The 18,455-nt window shown below is 60.5% G+C and carries 18 protein-coding genes and 6 pseudogenes; 8 read left to right on the top strand and 16 right to left on the bottom strand.

Translation table 11 applies throughout. The features are described 5' to 3' along the window. Positions 1–90 precede the first annotated feature (90 nt). A complete protein-coding gene (locus RGR602_RS23215; protein WP_132553110.1) occupies positions 91–348 on the bottom strand; it encodes a hypothetical protein in 258 nt (85 codons plus the stop codon). A gap of 250 nt (positions 349–598) precedes the next feature. On the opposite strand from RGR602_RS23215, the gene RGR602_RS39300 reads away from it, so the two are divergent. Beyond that, positions 599–721, top strand: coding sequence for a hypothetical protein (locus RGR602_RS39300; protein WP_267285107.1), 123 nt, complete (start codon positions 599–601; stop codon positions 719–721). 58 nt (positions 722–779) lie between these two features. Here RGR602_RS39300 and RGR602_RS37570 read toward each other — a convergent pair whose 3' ends face one another. Both RGR602_RS37570 and RGR602_RS23205 read right to left on the bottom strand, forming a co-directional pair. Continuing rightward, positions 780–965, bottom strand: a complete 186-nt coding sequence (locus RGR602_RS37570) for a hypothetical protein (protein ID WP_040114393.1) — start codon at positions 963–965, stop codon at positions 780–782. Positions 966–1,209: 244 nt separating this feature from the next. Continuing rightward, on the bottom strand, positions 1,210–1,506 hold the full coding sequence (locus RGR602_RS23205) for a DUF736 domain-containing protein (RefSeq protein WP_040114392.1): 297 nt from the start codon (positions 1,504–1,506) through the stop codon (positions 1,210–1,212). An 825-nt stretch (positions 1,507–2,331) separates the two neighbouring features. On the opposite strand from RGR602_RS23205, the gene RGR602_RS37565 reads away from it, so the two are divergent. Then, positions 2,332–2,487, top strand: a complete 156-nt coding sequence (locus tag RGR602_RS37565) for a hypothetical protein (protein ID WP_166677333.1) — start codon at positions 2,332–2,334, stop codon at positions 2,485–2,487. Positions 2,488–2,543: 56 nt separating this feature from the next. Here the strand turns inward: RGR602_RS37565 and RGR602_RS23195 are convergent. The 5 genes and pseudogenes from RGR602_RS23195 to RGR602_RS35175 all read right to left on the bottom strand — a co-directional run. Beyond that, positions 2,544–3,023, bottom strand: a pseudogene (locus RGR602_RS23195) (zincin-like metallopeptidase domain-containing protein); the annotation flags it as partial. A 135-nt stretch (positions 3,024–3,158) separates the two neighbouring features. Beyond that, positions 3,159–3,746 carry a hypothetical protein gene (locus RGR602_RS23190; RefSeq protein ID WP_040114383.1) on the bottom strand — a complete coding sequence of 196 codons (588 nt, stop codon included), beginning with the start codon at positions 3,744–3,746 and terminating at the stop codon, positions 3,159–3,161. 382 nt (positions 3,747–4,128) lie between these two features. After that, entirely contained in the window at positions 4,129–4,491 is a 363-nt protein-coding gene (locus tag RGR602_RS39890) for a DUF1419 domain-containing protein (RefSeq protein ID WP_052451718.1), read from the bottom strand. A 57-nt stretch (positions 4,492–4,548) separates the two neighbouring features. Further along, a complete protein-coding gene (locus RGR602_RS23180; RefSeq protein ID WP_040114488.1) occupies positions 4,549–5,580 on the bottom strand; it encodes a DUF3991 and toprim domain-containing protein in 1,032 nt (343 codons plus the stop codon). A gap of 139 nt (positions 5,581–5,719) precedes the next feature. Beyond that, complete coding sequence (locus tag RGR602_RS35175; protein WP_063856011.1) at positions 5,720–5,977, bottom strand: hypothetical protein; 258 nt, start codon at positions 5,975–5,977, stop codon at positions 5,720–5,722. 86 nt (positions 5,978–6,063) lie between these two features. On the opposite strand from RGR602_RS35175, the pseudogene RGR602_RS23170 reads away from it, so the two are divergent. The 5 genes and pseudogenes from RGR602_RS23170 to RGR602_RS23150 form a co-directional block, all read left to right on the top strand. Next, positions 6,064–6,913: pseudogene (locus RGR602_RS23170) on the top strand (IS110 family RNA-guided transposase); the annotation flags it as partial. Between the two features lie 818 nt (positions 6,914–7,731). Further along, positions 7,732–8,102, top strand: a pseudogene (locus RGR602_RS23160) (HNH endonuclease signature motif containing protein). A gap of 42 nt (positions 8,103–8,144) precedes the next feature. Further along, positions 8,145–8,609 carry an IS66-like element accessory protein TnpA gene (tnpA, locus tag RGR602_RS23155; protein WP_040114389.1) on the top strand — a complete coding sequence of 155 codons (465 nt, stop codon included), beginning with the start codon at positions 8,145–8,147 and terminating at the stop codon, positions 8,607–8,609. Then, positions 8,606–8,698, top strand: a pseudogene (locus RGR602_RS39885) (hypothetical protein); the annotation flags it as partial. The gene tnpA and the pseudogene RGR602_RS39885, both read left to right, overlap by 4 nt. A gap of 77 nt (positions 8,699–8,775) precedes the next feature. Then, positions 8,776–9,519, top strand: a complete 744-nt coding sequence (locus RGR602_RS23150) for an ImmA/IrrE family metallo-endopeptidase (protein ID WP_052451716.1) — start codon at positions 8,776–8,778, stop codon at positions 9,517–9,519. 43 nt (positions 9,520–9,562) lie between these two features. On the opposite strand, the gene RGR602_RS23145 is transcribed toward RGR602_RS23150, so the two are convergent. Both RGR602_RS23145 and RGR602_RS23140 read right to left on the bottom strand, forming a co-directional pair. Then, complete coding sequence (locus RGR602_RS23145; RefSeq protein WP_040114388.1) at positions 9,563–11,023, bottom strand: NAD-dependent succinate-semialdehyde dehydrogenase; 1,461 nt, start codon at positions 11,021–11,023, stop codon at positions 9,563–9,565. A gap of 53 nt (positions 11,024–11,076) precedes the next feature. Further along, the gene (locus tag RGR602_RS23140; RefSeq protein ID WP_040114485.1) at positions 11,077–12,411 is read right to left on the bottom strand and encodes an aspartate aminotransferase family protein; all 1,335 of its coding nucleotides are present in this window, start codon (positions 12,409–12,411) and stop codon (positions 11,077–11,079) included. Between the two features lie 140 nt (positions 12,412–12,551). Between RGR602_RS23140 and RGR602_RS23135 the strand changes: the two genes are divergently transcribed. Next, entirely contained in the window at positions 12,552–13,100 is a 549-nt protein-coding gene (locus RGR602_RS23135; RefSeq protein ID WP_040114387.1) for a cupin domain-containing protein, read from the top strand. Between the two features lie 85 nt (positions 13,101–13,185). Here the strand turns inward: RGR602_RS23135 and RGR602_RS36315 are convergent, their stop codons facing one another. From RGR602_RS36315 to RGR602_RS39875, 6 genes and pseudogenes are all read right to left on the bottom strand, one after another. Continuing rightward, positions 13,186–14,103, bottom strand: a complete 918-nt coding sequence (locus tag RGR602_RS36315) for an EamA family transporter (RefSeq protein WP_223844074.1) — start codon at positions 14,101–14,103, stop codon at positions 13,186–13,188. Positions 14,104–14,236: 133 nt separating this feature from the next. Then, positions 14,237–14,389, bottom strand: a pseudogene (locus RGR602_RS39880) (hypothetical protein); the annotation flags it as partial. Positions 14,390–14,608: 219 nt separating this feature from the next. Beyond that, positions 14,609–15,255, bottom strand: a pseudogene (locus RGR602_RS23120) (IS110 family transposase); the annotation flags it as partial. 245 nt (positions 15,256–15,500) lie between these two features. Next, positions 15,501–16,427, bottom strand: a complete 927-nt coding sequence (locus RGR602_RS23115) for an ArdC family protein (protein WP_040114384.1) — start codon at positions 16,425–16,427, stop codon at positions 15,501–15,503. A 396-nt stretch (positions 16,428–16,823) separates the two neighbouring features. After that, positions 16,824–17,411 carry a hypothetical protein gene (locus RGR602_RS23110; RefSeq protein ID WP_040114383.1) on the bottom strand — a complete coding sequence of 196 codons (588 nt, stop codon included), beginning with the start codon at positions 17,409–17,411 and terminating at the stop codon, positions 16,824–16,826. A 396-nt stretch (positions 17,412–17,807) separates the two neighbouring features. Continuing rightward, the gene (locus tag RGR602_RS39875; protein WP_407692056.1) at positions 17,808–18,371 is read right to left on the bottom strand and encodes a DUF1419 domain-containing protein; all 564 of its coding nucleotides are present in this window, start codon (positions 18,369–18,371) and stop codon (positions 17,808–17,810) included. Between the last annotated feature and the right edge of the window lie 84 nt (positions 18,372–18,455).

The following is an 18,455-nucleotide window of genomic DNA, read 5'->3' as shown; positions in this document are numbered from 1 at the left end:
CTCGGCGCTTGTAAAATTCCTCTTGCTCGTAGAGGGCCAAGTTGCAGCCGCTCGCTCGACACGGCGAATCTAAAGTGCGGAGTCGCATCGTTAGACCTCAAGAACCCTCTTCAGATCGTGAATAGTCGCGAGTGGAAACTCGATGCGGGAAAGAGCGTTAATAAATCGAGTCGGCTGTTCTTTTATGAACTCGACCTCAATTTCGCCCGTTGACCGGCGAAATGCGGTCACTCCTATGAAATACTCGTAGTTCCCCAGCACGATATAAAAATGATCAGGAACCGTGGAGCAACTGGTTCGTATCCGGGCGCCGTTTTCAGAGACTTCCACAACTAACGCTTTAGTCATGGTCAGATTCCTTAGCGCCCTTGCAGGGTACACGAGCCGTACCATAAAGCGGCAGTTCCTCTTTAATCGCGCGCTTGTCCTGAGATCAGCGGCGAGGCGAGATAGGTATGTCGATTGAACGCGGTCTCGCGGAGCAGTGCTAGGCATGAATTTGAGCCCATTTTGGAGGCACGCTGATCTCATACGCCGTCAGCGGTTGGGAAGCGTTGGCCAGTAGTGTCATGCCCGCGGTTAACTCAGGATTTCGCAATTGTTAAATAAGGTAAATGGTGGCATCTCGGTGAAGGGCATGGATTTTCCAGTAGATCATCGGTTCATCGGCGAGCGCACCCTCGACGGCCCCTTTTCGGCAACGGCACGAGCGGGCGCCTGATCAACCACTTATGTCGCGGCTCGGATCTTCCAGCGCGTCTAATCGACGTTCGGCATGGCTATACTTCCGACAACACGGACGATACGCCAACCTTGGGCACGCTGCGCGCTGCCGTAACATCTTTCGATAGTGGTATCTCGATTACCTTCGCGGCGTCTCGCCAGAGGATCTGGCCGAGGCGATCCCGCTCACCTTCACCGATGGCGACAAGGGTCATATGACCAGGGACGAAAGGTTGACCCATGTTGTTCTCCATGGGAGGATATCACCGCGGCGAGAGGGGCGGATATTCTGGCAACTCTCGATCACCCCGCCTTGGGACACCTTCACTGTCTATCTTCACCAGACCGAGCCGGCGCGGCGACGGCAGGGTATCACGTCTGCCGTTCGGGCTTGATGATCTGTCGAAGAGCGTCTTTCAAAGCTCCTCCTTTGCGGAACTGCGGCGCTCCTTGATGGAGCGCCGCGTCCGGTGGCTGGCCGCCGCCTCAGCGCGACCAGATGAGAACGTATCCGTCCTCGTTCTCGACGAGGCTCGCGTAGATCGGAGCGGGGAAGCTCGGGTCGTCAAGCTTGATCGAGTGATATTCCCGGCCGGTTTCCTTGGCGGTCTTCTTCCAGCCGGCGCCGATCTCGATGGTGCCTGCGAGGGCGCGAAGGTCGGGCGACTTGTCGTTTTCCTTCTCGGCGACAACGAGGCGGGCCTTGATGTTGAGGTTGAGCGTCTTGATAACTCCGACGAAAGAGCCGTCTTCGTTGCGGGTGAAAGTGCCGATCTGAGCCATTTGTCTTCTCCTTGCTGTATCAGGTCGCGACCATCGCGGCCTTGATGGCGATCGGAGAACACCGGGCGACCGGCCCGCACCCGAAGGGCCGAAATGGAATGGAGGGCGGCGCAGCGCGGAGCTTCTTGTCTCGCGAGGAAGCCGCGCGCAGGCGTCAGCCGAGCACGGCGGGGAAGAAGGTCGGCAATGCGCTGTTGCGGGATCGAGGTGGGGCTGCAAGCCGGACGCGGTGTGAGATACGCCAACAAGAAAGGCCGCAGAGGACGCACCTCACGCAGCTTCATGGAGGAGAAGGCCGTGGCTCACGATGTAAATCCGGACGAGGACGACTTGCCGAGGTCAGGCGCTACCTTGCATCACGTCCAGCCGTCCAGCCGCTCACTCAGACGAGAAGGAAGGCGAACTTTACTCCTGCGAGTCAGCTTATCTGCGCATGGCGACGGAGCCGCGTGGTACGAGCTGGGAATGTCAATGCTCAGCGTCGCGCACAATCCATCTGGTGATCGCAGCGGTGTCGGGCGGCGAAGAGTGTCGACCTTCGTCGACAGGGGCTCGTTTGCGGGATGCTGCCCTGAAGGAGCTTATCAGCTTGAAACAAGTGATCAGAAAAAGGAAGAAAGTATGAGGAGTTGCGGGGGCGGTTCAGTCGGCTTCTCTCTCCCGGCTATGTTTGAATTCGATTTTGTTGATTCGGCGCGGCTATCCGAGAGGTCTAAGCCGTGTTTTCCGACTTGGCGCCTGCGCGAAGGTGGGACTAAGTCTGGCGTTTGCGACAAGGCCGCTTGTTCAGGATGCGATGAGCGAAAGAGAACGAGGAGTGCCTCGGTGGACTTGCGCAAGACGGCGGGACTGGGGTCGGCGTCGCTGGTTGATATGGCCGAGATCCTCGTCGCTGAGTGTGTAGTGCCTAAGCAGATCCGCCCCGCGGCAGGCGCCACGGCGCGTCCTTCTGCCGATTGCCCGATGAAGATCCGCAAATAACGGCGATGCCCGCAAAAGGAGCCCGCCGCCATTGACGGCCCTGATCAAGCAAAAAACTAGGCGGCCGGCCGATCTTGCTGGCCAACCGGCTGGAGATCGTGGAGATAGGCCACCGCACGCTGTGCATGCGCCGCAGCCTGGAAGATGGCCCGCTTGTCGCCGGCGAGGACCGATAGCCAGGACTGAAGGTAAGAGGCGTGATCCGGCCGAGGCTCCAGTTCGGGCGCGATCCCGAGATCGGCGCAGAGGAAGCAGCTTCCAAGCTCGGCGATCAATTCCTCGCGGGCTCTATCTGACCGCTCCTTGTGGTAACGGCTGAGGTCGCGATTCAGCCGATGCGATGCGCCAACCCAATGGGTGGCCTCATGGCTCAATGTGGCATAGTAGCTTTCCGCATCCCTGAAGCTCTCAAAATGCGGCATCTGGATGAGATCGGCGGCGGGAGCAAAGAAGGCTTGGTTGCCGCCATGTCGGATCACCGCGCCAGTGTTACGGAAGAAGCGATCGGCGTGCTCGATGCGCTCGACCGGATTGACGTTGATGGCCATCGGGCCATCTTCATGTAGATAACCTTACAAATAATAATGATCATTGCGCGCCTTTTCTAAGCCGCTCCAACTTTGCGTCTCGATAGACTTCAAGGCGGGACCGAAGCCCGCCGAGGGTATGGCTCAGTCGAAAGCCGACATCTGCGTCTCGGCCGCCTTGCGGTCGAGCGAGTGGCCCGGGTTGTCGACCGGCCGGTCGAAGGGCTTCCAGACCTCGCCAATGATTTGCTTATAGGCTGCGATGGTGCCTTCGGCTGCCATTCGAAGAGCGTGTGCCTGTACCCCCATGTCGGCTGCGAACTCGCGCTTGCGCTGGGCGGCGCTGTCGTAGCCGACCGGACCGTCAAGGTCCTCATCGCGCGTGTCATTGGCGGCCTTGGCGGTGGCATCCCGTGCCTCGGTGACGGCGCGGGAGTAGAACTGGCCGGCTCCATGCGCGGAGCCGACGAAGGCGCCGACGATGCGTTGGAGATGGATCTGCATCGCCCGTTCTCCGAGCGCCTCGGAGAGGCTATCGGCGGTCTCGATGATCAGGCGCTCATGCAGTTCGCGGATGCCGTCGCTGTCGATGACCGCGATGCCGAAATTCTCGGCGAGTTTCAGCGCCTGGGCGGTGTCCGGGCAAGTGAGCCGGACCATTTCGAGGGTGGCGCCCTTTCGAAGTTGCGCGACGCGGGCGGATTGGCGGGATTGGGTTGCGGCCTTGGCCATGGGCTCTTCCTTTCATGGTTTTGCTCCCGAAGTGGTTCCGGCACTTGCCGGCTTGCCCTTCGGTGCGGTCAACGAGAACCGGTGGAAGACGGGCGTTTCAGGGTCCGGGCCCGGCAAGACGAGCAAAGCCGGGATGCGCGCAAGCAGGTCAAACTGACCTAGCGAGGCGCGCGGACCTGCTTTGCCGAGGACGCCGCAGTCCGGCCGCACCGCGGCGCGAAGCGGCCTTGAAACGAACGGACGCCGGTTCAGACCGCATCACAACCGAAGGGCAGCCGGCACGGGTCTGTTCCGAAGGATGCCATTGAATATGGCGCCCTTTAGTAGAGCCGCGGCCCCTCTCAGCTCGCCGCAGGCGAGCAACTGCTCGATCGAGGGACCATCACTGGGCCGACCCGGTTCGCGCACCAAAGCAGGCGGCGGTTTCGACGCGATTGACGCAATAGCCCCAGTCACAGACGCCGAGCCTTAGGTCGGTCTCCGCGATCAAAAAGCCGACATAGACCTGGAAATCTCCATCGCGGGTGAGGAACTCGCGCATGGCAAACATCGAACCGCGGATCCAGAGTGGCTGCAGGATTTCGAACATGTACGTTTCACCGATCTCGAATCTCGCCGGCGTAGAACAACGGCGCGTCATCCTCCAGCGGTTCGGGCGCTGGGCGTGACGGTCAAACATGCGGAACATCTGCTGGCCCGTGGCGACGCCCTGGAAGACTTTGCGGATTGCGGTGGAAGCCGTCATCTGCGGCTCCTTCGGTGTCGTGTCCGACCGAAGCGCGGCGCGGTCCTGACGACCCTGTCATCCTCTTCCGTCTTTCGAGACACCTTCAGGGCCGCCGGCATGCGGGCCGGCCGGCTCTGCCGGGCGAAGCTGCCCTTGACGCGGTCGGCCGGAATGCGGCACGCCTCTGCCTTTCTCTTTCCTCACCCTCTTTTCCTTCTCTGAAATCTTCAGGGTATCATTCCAGTCGTCCTCGGGCGGGCGCAATCGCATCCAATCGCAGGCGGCCTCGTTGGCGAGCGTCCGCAGCCGCTCCGCAAACATGTCGCCCTGGGGATTGGCATCCGTCGCCGCAACGAGTTGGACGTTGGGACGAGCGGCGAGCACGCGTATCGCCGCATCCGTCGCCGGCGACCAACCACCTCCGGTGCTGAGGTACATCGTCCCATCTCGCAGACCCTCGATCGCGCCCAGGCTCATTGCGTCGATCGCCGCCTCGGTCACGCAAAGACGGGGCGCATCCATGGCGCCGAGTCGAAAGAGAACCTTGTTGCCGCCAGTCGCAAAGCCACGCCATTCGCTGCCGCGTTCTTCCCAGCCGCAAACGACACCCGCATCGTCGGTATGGCCGGCCCACATGCTCCCGTATGGCCCTTCGCGAACAACGCCTTGCGCGATAGCGTAACGAATGACACGGGCGGGGAGGGAGCGCTGCCAACGAAGATAGCGCCACGTGGCCGATCCTGGCCAAGGCGCCCGTCGGTTCTCCCATTTCTCGAAGACTGGAATCTTGGCGGCTCGATAGCCCTTTGACCCCTGCCACACCGGTACCGATGGTCGGAAGCCGATCAGCGCGGCGATGCGCTGGCAACCCTCATGAAAGCCGACGTGTTCAAGACGCGACATCAAGGAAAAAACATCGCCCTTTTCGTCTCCGAGCGGGTCGAACCAGCCGCGCCCGTCATGCGTAACAATGATAATCTCACTTGCGCGGCGAAACTTCATCGCCCGCCTGGTGCTTTCTCTGACGTCGACTGCAAAACCCGAGGTCTCCAGCACCGCCCCGCAGCCGACCGTTTTCCGCAATTGCTCGATTTCTTCTCTTTCCATCTCCATTCCGATCGCCGTGCGATCAGCCTTTCATCTTCGTTCCTTCCCGTGAATATCGCGGGCGCAATCCGGACCGCCGCGAAGAGCAAAGGCTGCAAGGGCGTGGCTGGGCAATTGTCGGATTCAACAATTCTAAACGTTAGCCACGGCGGAGCCTCCCTTGCGGCCGCCGGCTCGCCAGCGGCATGCGGGAACGGCCCAAGGAAACGACAAGAGGCGGCTCAATGAGCTCCCACGGGATATACTCATGGATGATTTCAAGGTCGTCCCCGGCGTCGATTTCTTCGGAGGGGAGTGCGCCATATTCGCCGTCGACTTCTAAGACGATGACCGGGACCATCAGGTCGCGAGAGAGCTGGAAGGCGTGGGAATGTGCGAGGGAAAGGTCGTGCGACATGTGAGAGGCTCCATCCAGGAGCGGGCCAATTCCCGCTCGATGGCTCCTCAAAAGGCTGGGTTACGGGCGCGATCACCGCGAGGAGCAGCAACGTCGTAGATCCGGCATCGATTACTGTGTCCCGGCGTCGAAGACGGGCAAAGACAGATCGCCTTGATGGTGAAATACTTCTTCGAACATTGATGGCCTACACCCGTGGCGAGCCACATGTCTGCGCGATGGTACACGTCCCATCAGCGGAGGAAGAGGATCAACGGCGAATTTCCCGGGAACGCAAGACACTGATCGGGGAACGCGTTACGCACGTCAATCGCATAAAAGGGCTACTGTATTCGCAAGGTGTGTCAGGTTACGAGCCACTGCATAGAGACCGGCGTAAGCACCTCAACGAACTGAAGACCGGAGACGGCCGCGACTTGCCGGTGCATCTGAAAAGGCAGATCAGCCGGGAGCTGGACCGACTGGAGCTGTTACTCGAACACATCAAGTCAGTAGAAGCCGATCGCAGTAAATTCCTCTTGTCGCAAGTTAAGCAAACGAAAGAGCCTCAGCTCGAGATGCTCTTGGCCATCAAGGGGATCGGCGCCGAGGTTGCGACGATCCCGTGGACGGAGGCTCTATACCGGCATTTCGACAATCGGCGCCAGATAGCCTCGTATGCGGGCCTGGCCCCGACACCTTGGCAAAGCGGTTCGATCGACAGGGAGCAAGGCGTGTCGAAAGCAGGCAATCCTAGACTCCGGGTGATGCTTGTCCAGACGGCCTGGCTGTGGTTGCGACACCAGCCGAATTCCGCGCTTTCGGGAACGCACACAAGCCAATCAAGGTCGCCGAAAGAAATCGACGATCGTGGCCCTGGCACGGAAACTGCTCGTGGCACTCTGGAAATACGTAACCTCCGGCGTCCTGATGGAGGGTGTCATCATCTCGAACTGAGCCTGAGTTCTGAATCTTTTCGAAATCTACCAGAACCCGATCAGTTCTGGCAGATCCAGGCCGACGAACCGAGGGTCCGCATGGCTAATCGCCGTTTTGCTAGAATGGTCTCGTCGTCCTGAGCTTGGCCCGCCGTATGCGGGATATTGGTGCAGCCGCATTTAACGGCGACCGGATGTGAGGTTGATAGGTTCAGCGATGAACCGCGTCGTGGATTTAGCTCAGGCCTGGATTTTGAAAACTGCGGAGATTTATTATGGAGCATTGACAGCAAACATCCCATGTGCGCGGACCCCAGCATTGTTGATAACGTTCCGGAACAGGATCGCGTGGAGAAGCTGCAGTTGATCGCCTGCAAAGCACTCTTGCCTCCCCACCGCGTATGCCTAATGTGACGGGTGGCGAACCCACTCCGTCTCGACCGGAGGCCTTCAGCACACTGACTGGCGCTCTTCCCCTGAGCTATGAGTTGCCGCACGCGGATATACCAGAGGACGCACCGTCCGTACACCATGGCGTGGGCAGCGCCGACCTTAATGAACGCGCTTCGGAGCGTCCTCAATCTCTTCGAGGACCCGAATGAGCCCAAGAACCGCTTTCTCGTTAAGGCCGGCCAAGATGAGGCCTGATCGTTGGGCGGTGCCACCTGTCCGCCTATCGAAAATACTCCAACTCCCGTCGTCGTCCTTGCGTGCACCGAACCGAGGTTCTTCAATCATGGCGCTCTCATCCTATCGCTTCGAAAAACTGACCCTAATTTGTTTTCGAGGCAGCGCCAACCACACCCCCGTACCCGCAGAGGCGACGGATGGTAACGCTTGATGTCCCGCCGCGATCAGATCCGCAACAAGATCATGTCCCGCGTCGTGATCGACGAGGTAACGGGCTGCTGGCTGTGGACCGGCCCGACCTCCGGCGACGAGGGCCGCGGAGCTGGCTATCCGCGCATGTCCCTGGGAGGGCAGACGGTCGCTGTGCATCTCGTCATGTGGACCAACGAGCACGGCTATATTCCGGGCAGAAGGAACTCGACCACGCCTGCCGCAACCGCCTTTGCGTGCGGCCGCATCCCGATCATCTGGAACTGGTAACCCGCAAGCGCAACGCCATCCGCCGCGAGCAGGCGAAGCGCGGAATGATCGTATGCGCCGCCTACACCCCATTGATTCCACATGTTTGTGAACATTGAGGTTTCTGTCAGAAGGTTTTCGGCAAGAGCTGGAGATTTGGGATGGCGGATGGTGAGGGATTTGTCGGGCGATGCGAAGTTGTCGAGCCTCGTCGTGGAAACCGGCGATGGCCCAATGATGTGAAGGCGCGGATTGTAGCGGAAAGCCTTCAGCCCGGTGCGCGGGTTGTTGATGTTGCGCTCAATTATGATCTTGCTGCGCATCAGCTTTCGGACTGGCGAGGGCAGGCGCGTCAGGGTCTTCTGGCGCTGCCTGCCGAACTGATGCCATCGCTGCCGGCCGAGCCTTGCGACAATAGCGGCTCACTCGAGCCAGCCTTTGTGCCCCTGGCGATTACGACGGAGCCGCAGGAGGCTGCCGATCTGTCGCCGGTTCCGGAGCCGGTCATGGCCCCCTCGGGGATCGTGACAATAGAAATAGGCACAGACCTTGTGGTGAGGGTTCCCGTCGATGTGGCGGTTGCTCGGGTTGCGGCCTTGGTGCGCGCGATGCGAGGGACGGCATGATCGTCGCGGGCCAACGCTTGCCGATCCTGATCGCGACGCGGCCGGTGGACTTTCGCTGTGGTCATCAGGCACTGGCATTGATTGTGCAGACCGAGTTGAAGCTTGATCCGCATTCCGGGGTCACGGTGATCTTCCGGTCGAAGCGCGTTGCACCATCAACCAGCTCTTGCGCAGTCTTGAGCCGGAGCTGTTTGTTACGGACGAAGTCGCGATTAGGAGTGCGCGCCAGTCTGTTCCGTATATCCCCTTCGAGGAGATTGAGAAAGCAGCGCAAGACGTCCTGGAAAAGGTACGTTACAAATCAGGACCGGTCGATCTCAAAAAAATCTGCTCTGCGCTATCTATACGGCTGCAATTCAGCGAGCAGATAATAGTGGATCAAGACGGAACGCAGATACTCGGGTCAGCAAATTTTGATCGCAAGTCGATTCAGGTCAATTCCCACCGAGACGGCAATCGGGAGCGCTTTACCCTAGGACACGAAATCGGGCATATTTGCCTGAAGCATGATCGATATCTACGGTCCGAGACGATCGTTGAACGAGATCTGTACATAGATCTCGATACCGACGAGCTCTTCAATTACGAGCGCCTTGAATTCCAGGCGAATGCATTCGCCTCCAGCATTGTTCTGCCCACTCAGGTATTTATCATCGCAGTCGAAGTGGGCCGACAGAAATTCGATATTCGGGACCGCGGGCACGGCCATATTTTCGTCGACGACCAACCGTGCAACTCGATGCCATACGATGACCTTCTGTCAGATCTGTCGCAGTATTTCGAGGCTTCGCGACAGGCGATTGAGATAAAGCTTAGCAGGTTGGGTTTGCTCAATGATCAGAGGCGGCGGAACAAGACTATTCCCGCCGCCCAACTGTTAGGAACCCTTACTTCGTCGCTCAAGAGGTGATCGCTGGTCAACTTTGAACATAGTATGTGGGTGGCGCGGCAACCTAAAGCCCGGCAAGACAGACGTATTTCATCTCGAGGTACTCATCCATGCCGTGGCGAGATCCCTCCCGCCCAACTCCGGACTGCTTCCAGCCGCCGAACGGCGCCGCCTCGGACGACATGCGTCCGGTGTTGATGCCGACCATCCCGTATTCGAGTGCCTCGGCAACGCGCCAGACGCGTCTGTGATCCGTCGCGAAGAAGTAGGCAGCGAGACCGTAGATCGTGTCGTTCGCCTGCCGGACGACGTCGTCCGCGTCATCGAACCGGATGATGGCAGCCAGCGGACCGAATGTCTCCTCGCGGGCGACTGCCATATCCGAGGTGACGTTGGTCAGGACCGTCGGCTCAAAGAACGTGCTCTCGTGGTAGCGTCGTCCGCCGCAGTGTATGAGGCCGCCTTTCTGGATGGCATCCGCGACATGATACTCCACTTTCGCAAGGAGATGGCGGTCGATCAGTGGCCCGATCCTGCTCTCAGGATCAAAACCATCACCCACGGCCAGTTTCCGAGCTCGGGCAGCGAACTTCTCTGCGAATTCGTCATGAACCTTCGATTGGGCATACAGGCGGTTCGCGGAGACGCAGGTCTGCCCGCCGTTACGGAACTTCGCCTGGATAGCCCCTTCTACTGCAGCGTCGATGTCGGCGTCGTCGAAGACGATGAACGGAGCGTTGCCGCCGAGTTCGAAACTGACCTTCTTAATCTGATCTGCGCATTGCCTCATCAGTATGCGGCCGACCTCCGTCGATCCGGTGAAGCTTATTTTGCGAACCTTGGGATTTGAACAGAACTCTCGGCCGATCGCATCACCTTCGGACGCGTACACGATCTCGACAACACCTTGCGGAACGCCCGCCTCCCGAGCAAGCGTGACCATGGCTGCAGCGACGAGCGGCGTCTGTTCTGCTGGCTTGAGAACGACTGTGCAGCCTGCGGCAAGAGCGGGAGCGATCTTTCTGGCGACCATCGATGCCGGGAAATTCCACGGCGTGATCGCTCCAACTACCCCCACAGGCTGTCGGAGCACGAACAGGCGGCGGTCTTCGGAGGAGGCGGGGATGGTCTCGCCGTAGATCCGGTTCGCCTCCTCGGCGTACCATTGGATGTAGGCCGCGGCATGCGAGACTTCCGAGCGGGCCTCGTCGAGAGGCTTGCCCATTTCTGCGGTCAGGATCGCTGCCAGGTCTTCGGCATTTTCATGGATCAGTTCGTACCACCGCCGGATAAGATTCGACCGGGCGCGGGCGGTTAGCGATTTCCAGGCGACGAAGGCGACTTCGGCGCGGTCTATCGCAGCCGCGGCTTCGCCAGCACCCATATCGGGTAGTCGGGCGAGTAGCTCGCCCGTCGAAGGATTTCGTACCTCGAAAGTCGCGCAACCTGGTTCCTGCTCCTTCGAGTCGACCGAGAGGAGCGAAGGTGTCTTGAGGCGGCGTGTGAGAGAGGAGGGCGAAATCACTTCTTTTCCTGTCGCTCGATGAGGGCGGGCCGGAGGCCGGCCCTCCCCAACTGTCAGGCAGCACGCTTCAGGGCGTCGCCGATAGTGGAAACGATAGTCTCGATCTGGCCCTTCTCGACGATGAGCGGCGGTGACAGCGCGATGATGTCCCCCGTGACACGGATCAGAAGGCCCTTCTTGAAGCAATCGACAAACACGTCGTATGCACGCGTTCCCGATGCTCCGTCGCGCGGCGCAAGTTCCACCGCGCCGACGAGGCCGAGGTTGCGGATGTCCACAACGTGAGGGAGGCCCTTCAGCGAATGGAGGGCGTCCTGCCAGTATTCGGCCAGCTCGGCGGCGCGCGTGAGGAGGCCTTCCTCCTCATAGATTTCGAGCGTCGCAATGCCAGCAGCGCAGGCTACCGGATGTCCGGAATAGGTGTAGCCATGGAAGAGCTCGATGGCATTATCGGGTCCGACCATCAGGCCGTCGTAGACCTTCCGGCTCGCGAACACCGCGCCCATCGGGATGGTGCCGTTGGTCAGTCCCTTGGCGGTCGTGACGAGATCGGGAACGACGCCGAAGTAGTCGACGGCAAACGGCGTGCCGAGGCGGCCGAACCCCGTGATGACTTCATCGAAGATCAGCATGATGCCGTACTTGTCGGCGGTGGCGCGCAGCTTCTCGAGATAGCCCTTCGGGGGCAGGATGACGCCTGCCGAGCCGGACATCGGTTCGACGATTGCGGCGGCGATCGTCTCGGCGCCATGGAGCTGAACCAGACGTTCGAGATCGTCCGCAAGTTCGATGCCGTTCGCGGGAAGGCCCTTCGAGAACGCGTTGCGCTCGATGTCCAGGGTGTGGCGCATGTGGTCGGCGGGGATCTGCGGAAATACACGGCGGTTGTTCACCAGGCCGCCCACGGAGATGCCGCCGAAGCCGACGCCATGGTAGCCCTTTTCGCGACCGATGATGCGGGTTCGCGTTCCCTGACCGATCGAACGCTGATAAGCGATCGCAATCTTCAGCGCCGTGTCGACAGACTCCGAGCCGGAACCTGTGAAGAAGACACGGTCGAGCTTCGCGTCGGGGCCACCGGGCGCGATCTTTGCAAGCTTCGACGCGAAGTCGAAGGCGATCGGATGGCCCATCTGAAAGGTCGGGGCGAAATCCAGCGTCGAAAGCTGCCGCTCCACAGCCTGCGAAATCTTCTTTCGGCCGTGACCTGCGTTGCAGCACCAGAGACCAGCGGTGCCGTCGAGCACCGAATTGCCGTCGACATCGGTGTAGTGCATGCCTTCCGCCGAGGCGAGCAATCGTGGCAATGCCTTGAACTGCCTGTTTGCCGTGAACGGCATCCAAAAGTTCTCGAGTGAACGTTCGTTTTTCAGATTCGTCTGATCCATCGTGCCCTCCTTCGGCTCGGCGAACACTTCCGGCATTTCCGATGTGCGAACAAGTCCTTTTCTTTTGTTCAGTAACTCATTGAAATTGTGGAAAATGCGGATATGGTTTGACGTATCTTGAACAACATCAACAGCCGCCCATGACCTTCGACATCGGAACTCGACTCCGCTACGTCCGAACCGCTCACAACCTGTCGCAACGCGAACTGGCGAAGAAGACTGGCGTTCCCAACTCCACGATATCGCTCATCGAGTCAAACAGCTCGAATCCGTCTGTAGGAGCGCTTAAGCGGATCCTGGACGGCATCCCGATCGGGCTGGCGGAGTTCTTTGCCCTCGAACCCGAGATGCCGAAGAAGGCGTTCTACGCGGCCGAGGAGCTCGTCGAGATTGGGAAGGGCGGGATCTCGTATCGCCAGGTGGGCGAGAGCATGTTTGGCCGAAGCCTTCAGATGCTGAAAGAAGTCTATCAGCCAGGCGCCGATACCGGAAAGGTTCCGCTCGTGCACGAAGGCGAGGAGAGCGGCATTGTCCTTTCCGGAAGGCTTGAAGTCACGGTAGACGACGACCGTCGGATCCTTGGTCCCGGTGACGCCTACTATTTTGAGAGCCGACGTCCGCATCGGTTCCGGTGTGTCGGTGCCGTACCCTGCGAAGTCATTAGCGCGTGCACACCCCCGACCTTCTGATCTTCAACCTGAAAGCCTAACGAGATGGTCCCGTCGCGATCCGAGAGCGCGAGCCGGGTACTTGATTTTCCGCAACCGCCTTCGCTCAGCCCATACCAATCAATGCTGTCCCGGCAATGGCGAGCCCCGCGCCGACCCAGGCGTGGGGACGAGGCATCTGGCCGGTCCGCGCCCATACCAGCGGTAGGACGACAACGGGCGTCATCGACGAAAGCGTTGAGACGATCCCAACGTTTCCGGTGCTCAAGGCCGCCATAAGCAGCGACATGCCGAGAGCTGCGCCGCAGAGCGCGGCCGCAATTGCAATGCCGAGATCGAACTTCCGGAATTCTGTCAGCTCACGTCGGATCTTCGGAACCATGAGCAGTGCCCAGAAGAAAAGTGCGGCCGGAATGGAACGGACGGCCATGGCGGCGCACGGTTCGGCGCCCGAGGCCATTGCTGGACGGGCGACGAGACTTCCGGTCGCCTGACCCAGCGCCGTTACGACACCGAGGGATATTCCGAGCAGCCATGGCGGCGGCGCATCGGGAGGAATGGATTCGATCGGTTCAGCGTCCGACAACGGTATCATCGTGGGCGGGCGGCGCCGGCGGACGCCAATAGCAACGACAACGCCGACGACGATGAGCGCCACACCCGCGAGCTGGATCGCGGTGACCGTTTCGCCAAGCACGAGGTAGCCAAGCAAAAGCGCGAAAGGCGATGTTAGCGAGAACAGCAACGCCGTGAGCCGAGGCCCAGCGGTGTAGATCGTAGCGAAGTAGGTGGTACTCGCGAGGGCGATTCCTAAGGTACCCGATATCGCGAGCGTCCATGCCTGCCATGCCCTCAGCGTTTCCCAGCCGCCGAATACCGTCGCCAGGGCTGCTGTGATGAGAAGACCTGAAGTGATTTGCCACCTGGCAAGTCTCATGAGCGGCACCCGCCCGTTCAGCTCGCTGATGAGCATGGAACTCATCGCGAAGCAAAGCGCTGAACTCAATGCAAAGGCTTCGGACACGAACACGGCTGTAATGTCGAGGCCGTGCACGGCGTCGTTGATCCGCTGGAGCACGAAGGGGCGGACCAGCGCAGAAATCGGCGATGCGGCCCGCCGAGTCGGAACCCTTCGCTGCAATGACTGCGACGCCGTGTTTTCTGGCGCGCTCGATCGCGATATCGGTAGCGTCGCGCATGATAATGTGCCCGAAAGCCTGGTCGCCAACGGCGACCACGATTGTCCCGCTGTCCCGCTCGATGCGCAGACGCCCGTGAGGACTAACCTGTCCGTTTCGGGCACGCTTGATGTACTCGGGAAATCTTCGAATGCCGTGGCATCATGGCCGGATAGCTCCGAAGCCAGGATCGCATCCTTCATGAAGCGGGCGTCGATGCCCGTCATGCCGATTTTCAGGAATGCGTCATAGAGGAAGGTACCCATGTCATCGACAGGGCAGTACCGTTCTTCGGAACTCTGCGTTATTCGGCTCCTCCCGCACAACTTCGGCAGCCCTCCGGCCAGAGAGGACACCCGGCGCACTCACCAGCCTTTGGCAAACTCTGTCGGCGCGGGCGATCCTAAGCATCTCGCGGTGCAGCTTGGTAAATTCGCTCCACAGCGCTGCTCGCGCCGTCAGCATCGACAATATCGCATGCCCTGCAATCAGTTCGCGGATGCGCGCCTCGAAACGGCCTCGGCTGACTTCGCCGACCTTTAATCCATAGCCGCGCAGGATACCCCGGATGCTGAGCTCGACGTCGAGCAGCTTGGATTGCAGAAGCTTACGGCCAACCAGGAGAGCCCGAGTGTCCTGGGCCGGCGACGATTTGGCGTGGACCGGACGATACCACCCCATGCGGAGCAGTTGCGCGATCCCCGTGCATCCTTGCGGTCGGTCTTCACCGTCATCGCCGAAAGCGCCGCCTTCATATGCCGCGTTTCCAGCAAAACCACCTCATGACCCGCAGCAACGAGAGCCGCGTGTAGCCATTGGGACAACTGCCCCGCTTCAAGGCCGATGCGCTCTACCGGAAAGTCCAGTTGATCAAAATACCCGACCAGGCATTCAGGCTCGCTGCCTACCTTGACCTCGCGGACCAACTTGCCCGTCGCGTCGACCACGCACACGCTGCTCTCTTTCAGCGAGACGTCGATTCCTGCATAATACTCCACGGCTGTTCCTCTCATGATGCTTGAGGCCGAACGCTCGGACCTCGTTTCCAAACATCATCATTCTGAGGGACAGCCACCCAACTGGCTACTCATGAGACGCCGGCCCATTACGGCATCTAGGCAGATCCGCCTGCGGCAGGCGCCACGGCGCGTCCTTCTGCCGATAGCCCGATGAAGACCCGCAAATAACGGCGATGCCCGCAAAAGGAGCCCGCCGCCATTGACGGCCCTGATCAAGCAAAAAACTAGGCGGCCGGCCGATCTTGCTGGCCAACCGGCTGGAGATCGTGGAGATAGGCCACCGCACGCTGTGCATGCGCCGCAGCCTGGAAGATGGCCCGCTTGTCGCCGGCGAGGACCGATAGCCAGGACTGAAGGTAAGAGGCGTGATCCGGCCGAGGCTCCAGTTCGGGCGCGATCCCGAGATCGGCGCAGAGGAAGCAGCTTCCAAGCTCGGCGATCAATTCCTCGCGGGCTCTATCTGACCGCTCCTTGTGGTAACGGCTGAGGTCGCGATTCAGCCGATGCGATGCGCCAACCCAATGGGTGGCCTCATGACTTAATGTGGCATAGTAGCTTTCCGCATCCCTGAAGCTCTCAAAATGCGGCATCTGGATAAGATCGGCGGCGGGAGCAAAGAAGGCTTGGTTGCCGCCATGTCGGATCACCGCGCCGGTGTTGCGGAAGAAGCGATCGGCGTGCTCGATGCGCTCGACCGGATCAAGGAACGGGGCAGGGCGATGATCGAATTGTTCCGGAAGGCCACCGATCTGCTCGATATTGAAGACGGTATAAGCCTTCAGGAAGGGAATTTCGCGCTCGACCTCGTCGCCATTTCCGTCGGTTTCGGATTTGGTAAAGCGGCTCGCAAAGACCACCGTCGCGCCAGTCTCGCCCTTGCGGACGGCGGCTCCGAGTTCGAGAGCCTGCTTGAATGTCATCCACATCGGCGAGCCGTAACCGCGCGCGGTTCCCTCCGACCAGAGGAGGAGCACGTTCATCCCGGAATAGGGCTTCCCATTGTGACGCAGAGGTCGGGTGATGCGGCCATTCGCGTTCGCCGCATTCCACGGCTTCATCCACGGCCGAACACCATTGCTCAGGTCCTCGATGATCTTGTCGGTGATCCGTGTGTAGAGATCGGCACGTTGGCCGTCGTCTTTCCTGCTCATTCTCCAACCTCCATTTTTCAAGAGGCCGCGCCATCGCGACCCCGTCACGGCGGTCCAAAGGGCGGAGCGGCAAGGGGTGAGGGCACCGTGAGGCCGGAACGAAGGTGGAGGACGGCGAAGCCGTTGACCGAACCCCTCGCTTCGGCAGGACCAAAGGCCGGACGGGGTCGCGACCGGCCGGTCTGAGCCTCTCGGCATCGGAAACTTCAAGGAACGGTTTGATATCCGTGGACCGAAACTCGCCGGTCGTGGCGAGGTTCGGCAAGCCATGGAATTAGATGCAGGCATAAAGCAGGCAATCGCTGAGGTTTAAACGATGGCGGCCTTTTCTAAGCCGCTCCAACTTTGCGTCTCGATAGACTTCAAGGCGGGACCGAAGCCCGCCGAGGGTATGGCTCAGTCGAAAGCCGACATCTGCGTCTCGGCCGCCTTGCGGTCGAGCGAGTGGCCCGGGTTGTCGACCGGCCGGTCGAAGGGCTTCCAGACCTCGCCAATGATTTGCTTATAGGCTGCGATGGTGCCTTCGGCTGCCATTCGAAGAGCGTGTGCCTGTACCCCCATGTCGGCTGCGAACTCGCGCTTGCGCTGGGCGGCGCTGTCGTAGCCGACCGGACCGTCAAGGTCCTCATCGCGCGTGTCATTGGCGGCCTTGGCGGTGGCATCCCGTGCCTCGGTGACGGCGCGGGAGTAGAACTGGCCGGCTCCATGCGCGGAGCCGACGAAGGCGCCGACGATGCGTTGGAGATGGATCTGCATCGCCCGTTCTCCGAGCGCCTCGGAGAGGCTATCGGCGGTCTCGATGATCAGGCGCTCATGCAGTTCGCGGATGCCGTCGCTGTCGATGACCGCGATGCCGAAATTCTCGGCGAGTTTCAGCGCCTGGGCGGTGTCCGGGCAAGTGAGCCGGACCATTTCGAGGGTGGCGCCCTTTCGAAGTTGCGCGACGCGGGCGGATTGGCGGGATTGGGTTGCGGCCTTGGCCATGGGCTCTTCCTTTCATGGTTTTGCTCCCGAAGTGGTTCCGGCACTTGCCGGCTTGCCCTTCGGTGCGGTCAACGAGAACCGGTGGAAGACGGGCGTTTCAGGGTCCGGGCCCGGCAAGACGAGCAAAGCCGGGATGCGCGCAAGCAGGTCAAACTGACCTAGCGAGGCGCGCGGACCTGCTTTGCCGAGGACGCCGCAGTCCGGCCGCACCGCGGCGCGAAGCGGCCTTGAAACGAACGGACGCCGGTTCAGACCGCATCACAACCGAAGGGCAGCCGGCACGGGTCTGTTCCGAAGGATGCCATTGAATATGGCGCCCTTTAGTAGAGCCGCGGCCCCTCTCAGCTCGCCGCAAGCGAGTAACTGCTCGAGGGACTCTTACTGGGCCGACCCGGTTCACGCATAACCGTCATGAAGGCAATAGGGCAGTAACGAACGAGGGGCTGGCTCTGGACACGGGAGCGCCGTCCACCAGATCAGGCTTCTGATGCGTCGGTCCGGTGCTCGAGTCCGATTGTTCGCTGGGCCGCTTCGGCAAGCGATGGGACTGGAGCCAGGATGGACCATGGGAATTGCGAAGGCAACGCAACAGGCCACCATCATCATATGGCAGGCCGTCTCATCCAGACGCGGTTCAGGGTGCTCTTCCACCGCCGGCCGTGCTTTGCCGCATATGCCTGGAGCGCTGTCCTCCTCCGCAGTCAATGGCGGCAGTGTTTCGCGTTTGGACCGCGTCGCGTCGCTGTCAGAAAGATCGCAGTGGCCGTGGAAACGACGGATCCGGCCGTCGAGCCGGAGCGCAAAGAATACGCTCTTCACCGAGCCGGTCAGGAACTCGCGCATCGCAAACATCGAACCGCGGATCGAGAGTGGCGGCAGGATATCGAACATGGAGTCGTGTTCGGCTTCACCAATCTGAACCACTTGCCGACGTAGAACAAACGGCGCGTCATCCTCCAGCGGTTCGGGCGCTGGGCGTGATGGTCAAACATGCGGAACATCTGCTGGCGCACCGGGCGACGGCGTTGCGTCGGATCGGACCGA

It is taken from the genome of Rhizobium gallicum bv. gallicum R602sp (assembly GCF_000816845.1).
Taxonomy (GTDB): domain Bacteria; phylum Pseudomonadota; class Alphaproteobacteria; order Rhizobiales; family Rhizobiaceae; genus Rhizobium; species Rhizobium gallicum.
The sequence above is the reverse complement of the archived record's forward strand: the minus strand, read 5'-3'. Positions and strand labels throughout refer to the sequence as shown.

What these genes read in the sequence shown, in the direction of transcription:
- RGR602_RS23215 (WP_132553110.1), bottom strand. Translation starts at nt 348, where the DNA reads ATGACTAAAGCGTTAGTTGTGGAAGTCTCTGAAAACGGCGCCCGGATA.
- RGR602_RS37570 (WP_040114393.1), bottom strand. Translation starts at nt 965, where the DNA reads ATGGGTCAACCTTTCGTCCCTGGTCATATGACCCTTGTCGCCATCGGT.
- RGR602_RS23205 (WP_040114392.1), bottom strand. Translation starts at nt 1,506, where the DNA reads ATGGCTCAGATCGGCACTTTCACCCGCAACGAAGACGGCTCTTTCGTC.
- RGR602_RS23190 (WP_040114383.1), bottom strand. Translation starts at nt 3,746, where the DNA reads ATGGCCAAGGCCGCAACCCAATCCCGCCAATCCGCCCGCGTCGCGCAA.
- RGR602_RS39890 (WP_052451718.1), bottom strand. Translation starts at nt 4,491, where the DNA reads ATGACGGCTTCCACCGCAATCCGCAAAGTCTTCCAGGGCGTCGCCACG.
- RGR602_RS23180 (WP_040114488.1), bottom strand. Translation starts at nt 5,580, where the DNA reads ATGGAAAGAGAAGAAATCGAGCAATTGCGGAAAACGGTCGGCTGCGGG.
- RGR602_RS35175 (WP_063856011.1), bottom strand. Translation starts at nt 5,977, where the DNA reads ATGTCGCACGACCTTTCCCTCGCACATTCCCACGCCTTCCAGCTCTCT.
- tnpA (WP_040114389.1), top strand. Translation starts at nt 8,145, where the DNA reads ATGGCGGATGGTGAGGGATTTGTCGGGCGATGCGAAGTTGTCGAGCCT.
- RGR602_RS23140 (WP_040114485.1), bottom strand. Translation starts at nt 12,411, where the DNA reads ATGGATCAGACGAATCTGAAAAACGAACGTTCACTCGAGAACTTTTGG.
- RGR602_RS23135 (WP_040114387.1), top strand. Translation starts at nt 12,552, where the DNA reads ATGACCTTCGACATCGGAACTCGACTCCGCTACGTCCGAACCGCTCAC.
- RGR602_RS23115 (WP_040114384.1), bottom strand. Translation starts at nt 16,427, where the DNA reads ATGAGCAGGAAAGACGACGGCCAACGTGCCGATCTCTACACACGGATC.
- RGR602_RS23110 (WP_040114383.1), bottom strand. Translation starts at nt 17,411, where the DNA reads ATGGCCAAGGCCGCAACCCAATCCCGCCAATCCGCCCGCGTCGCGCAA.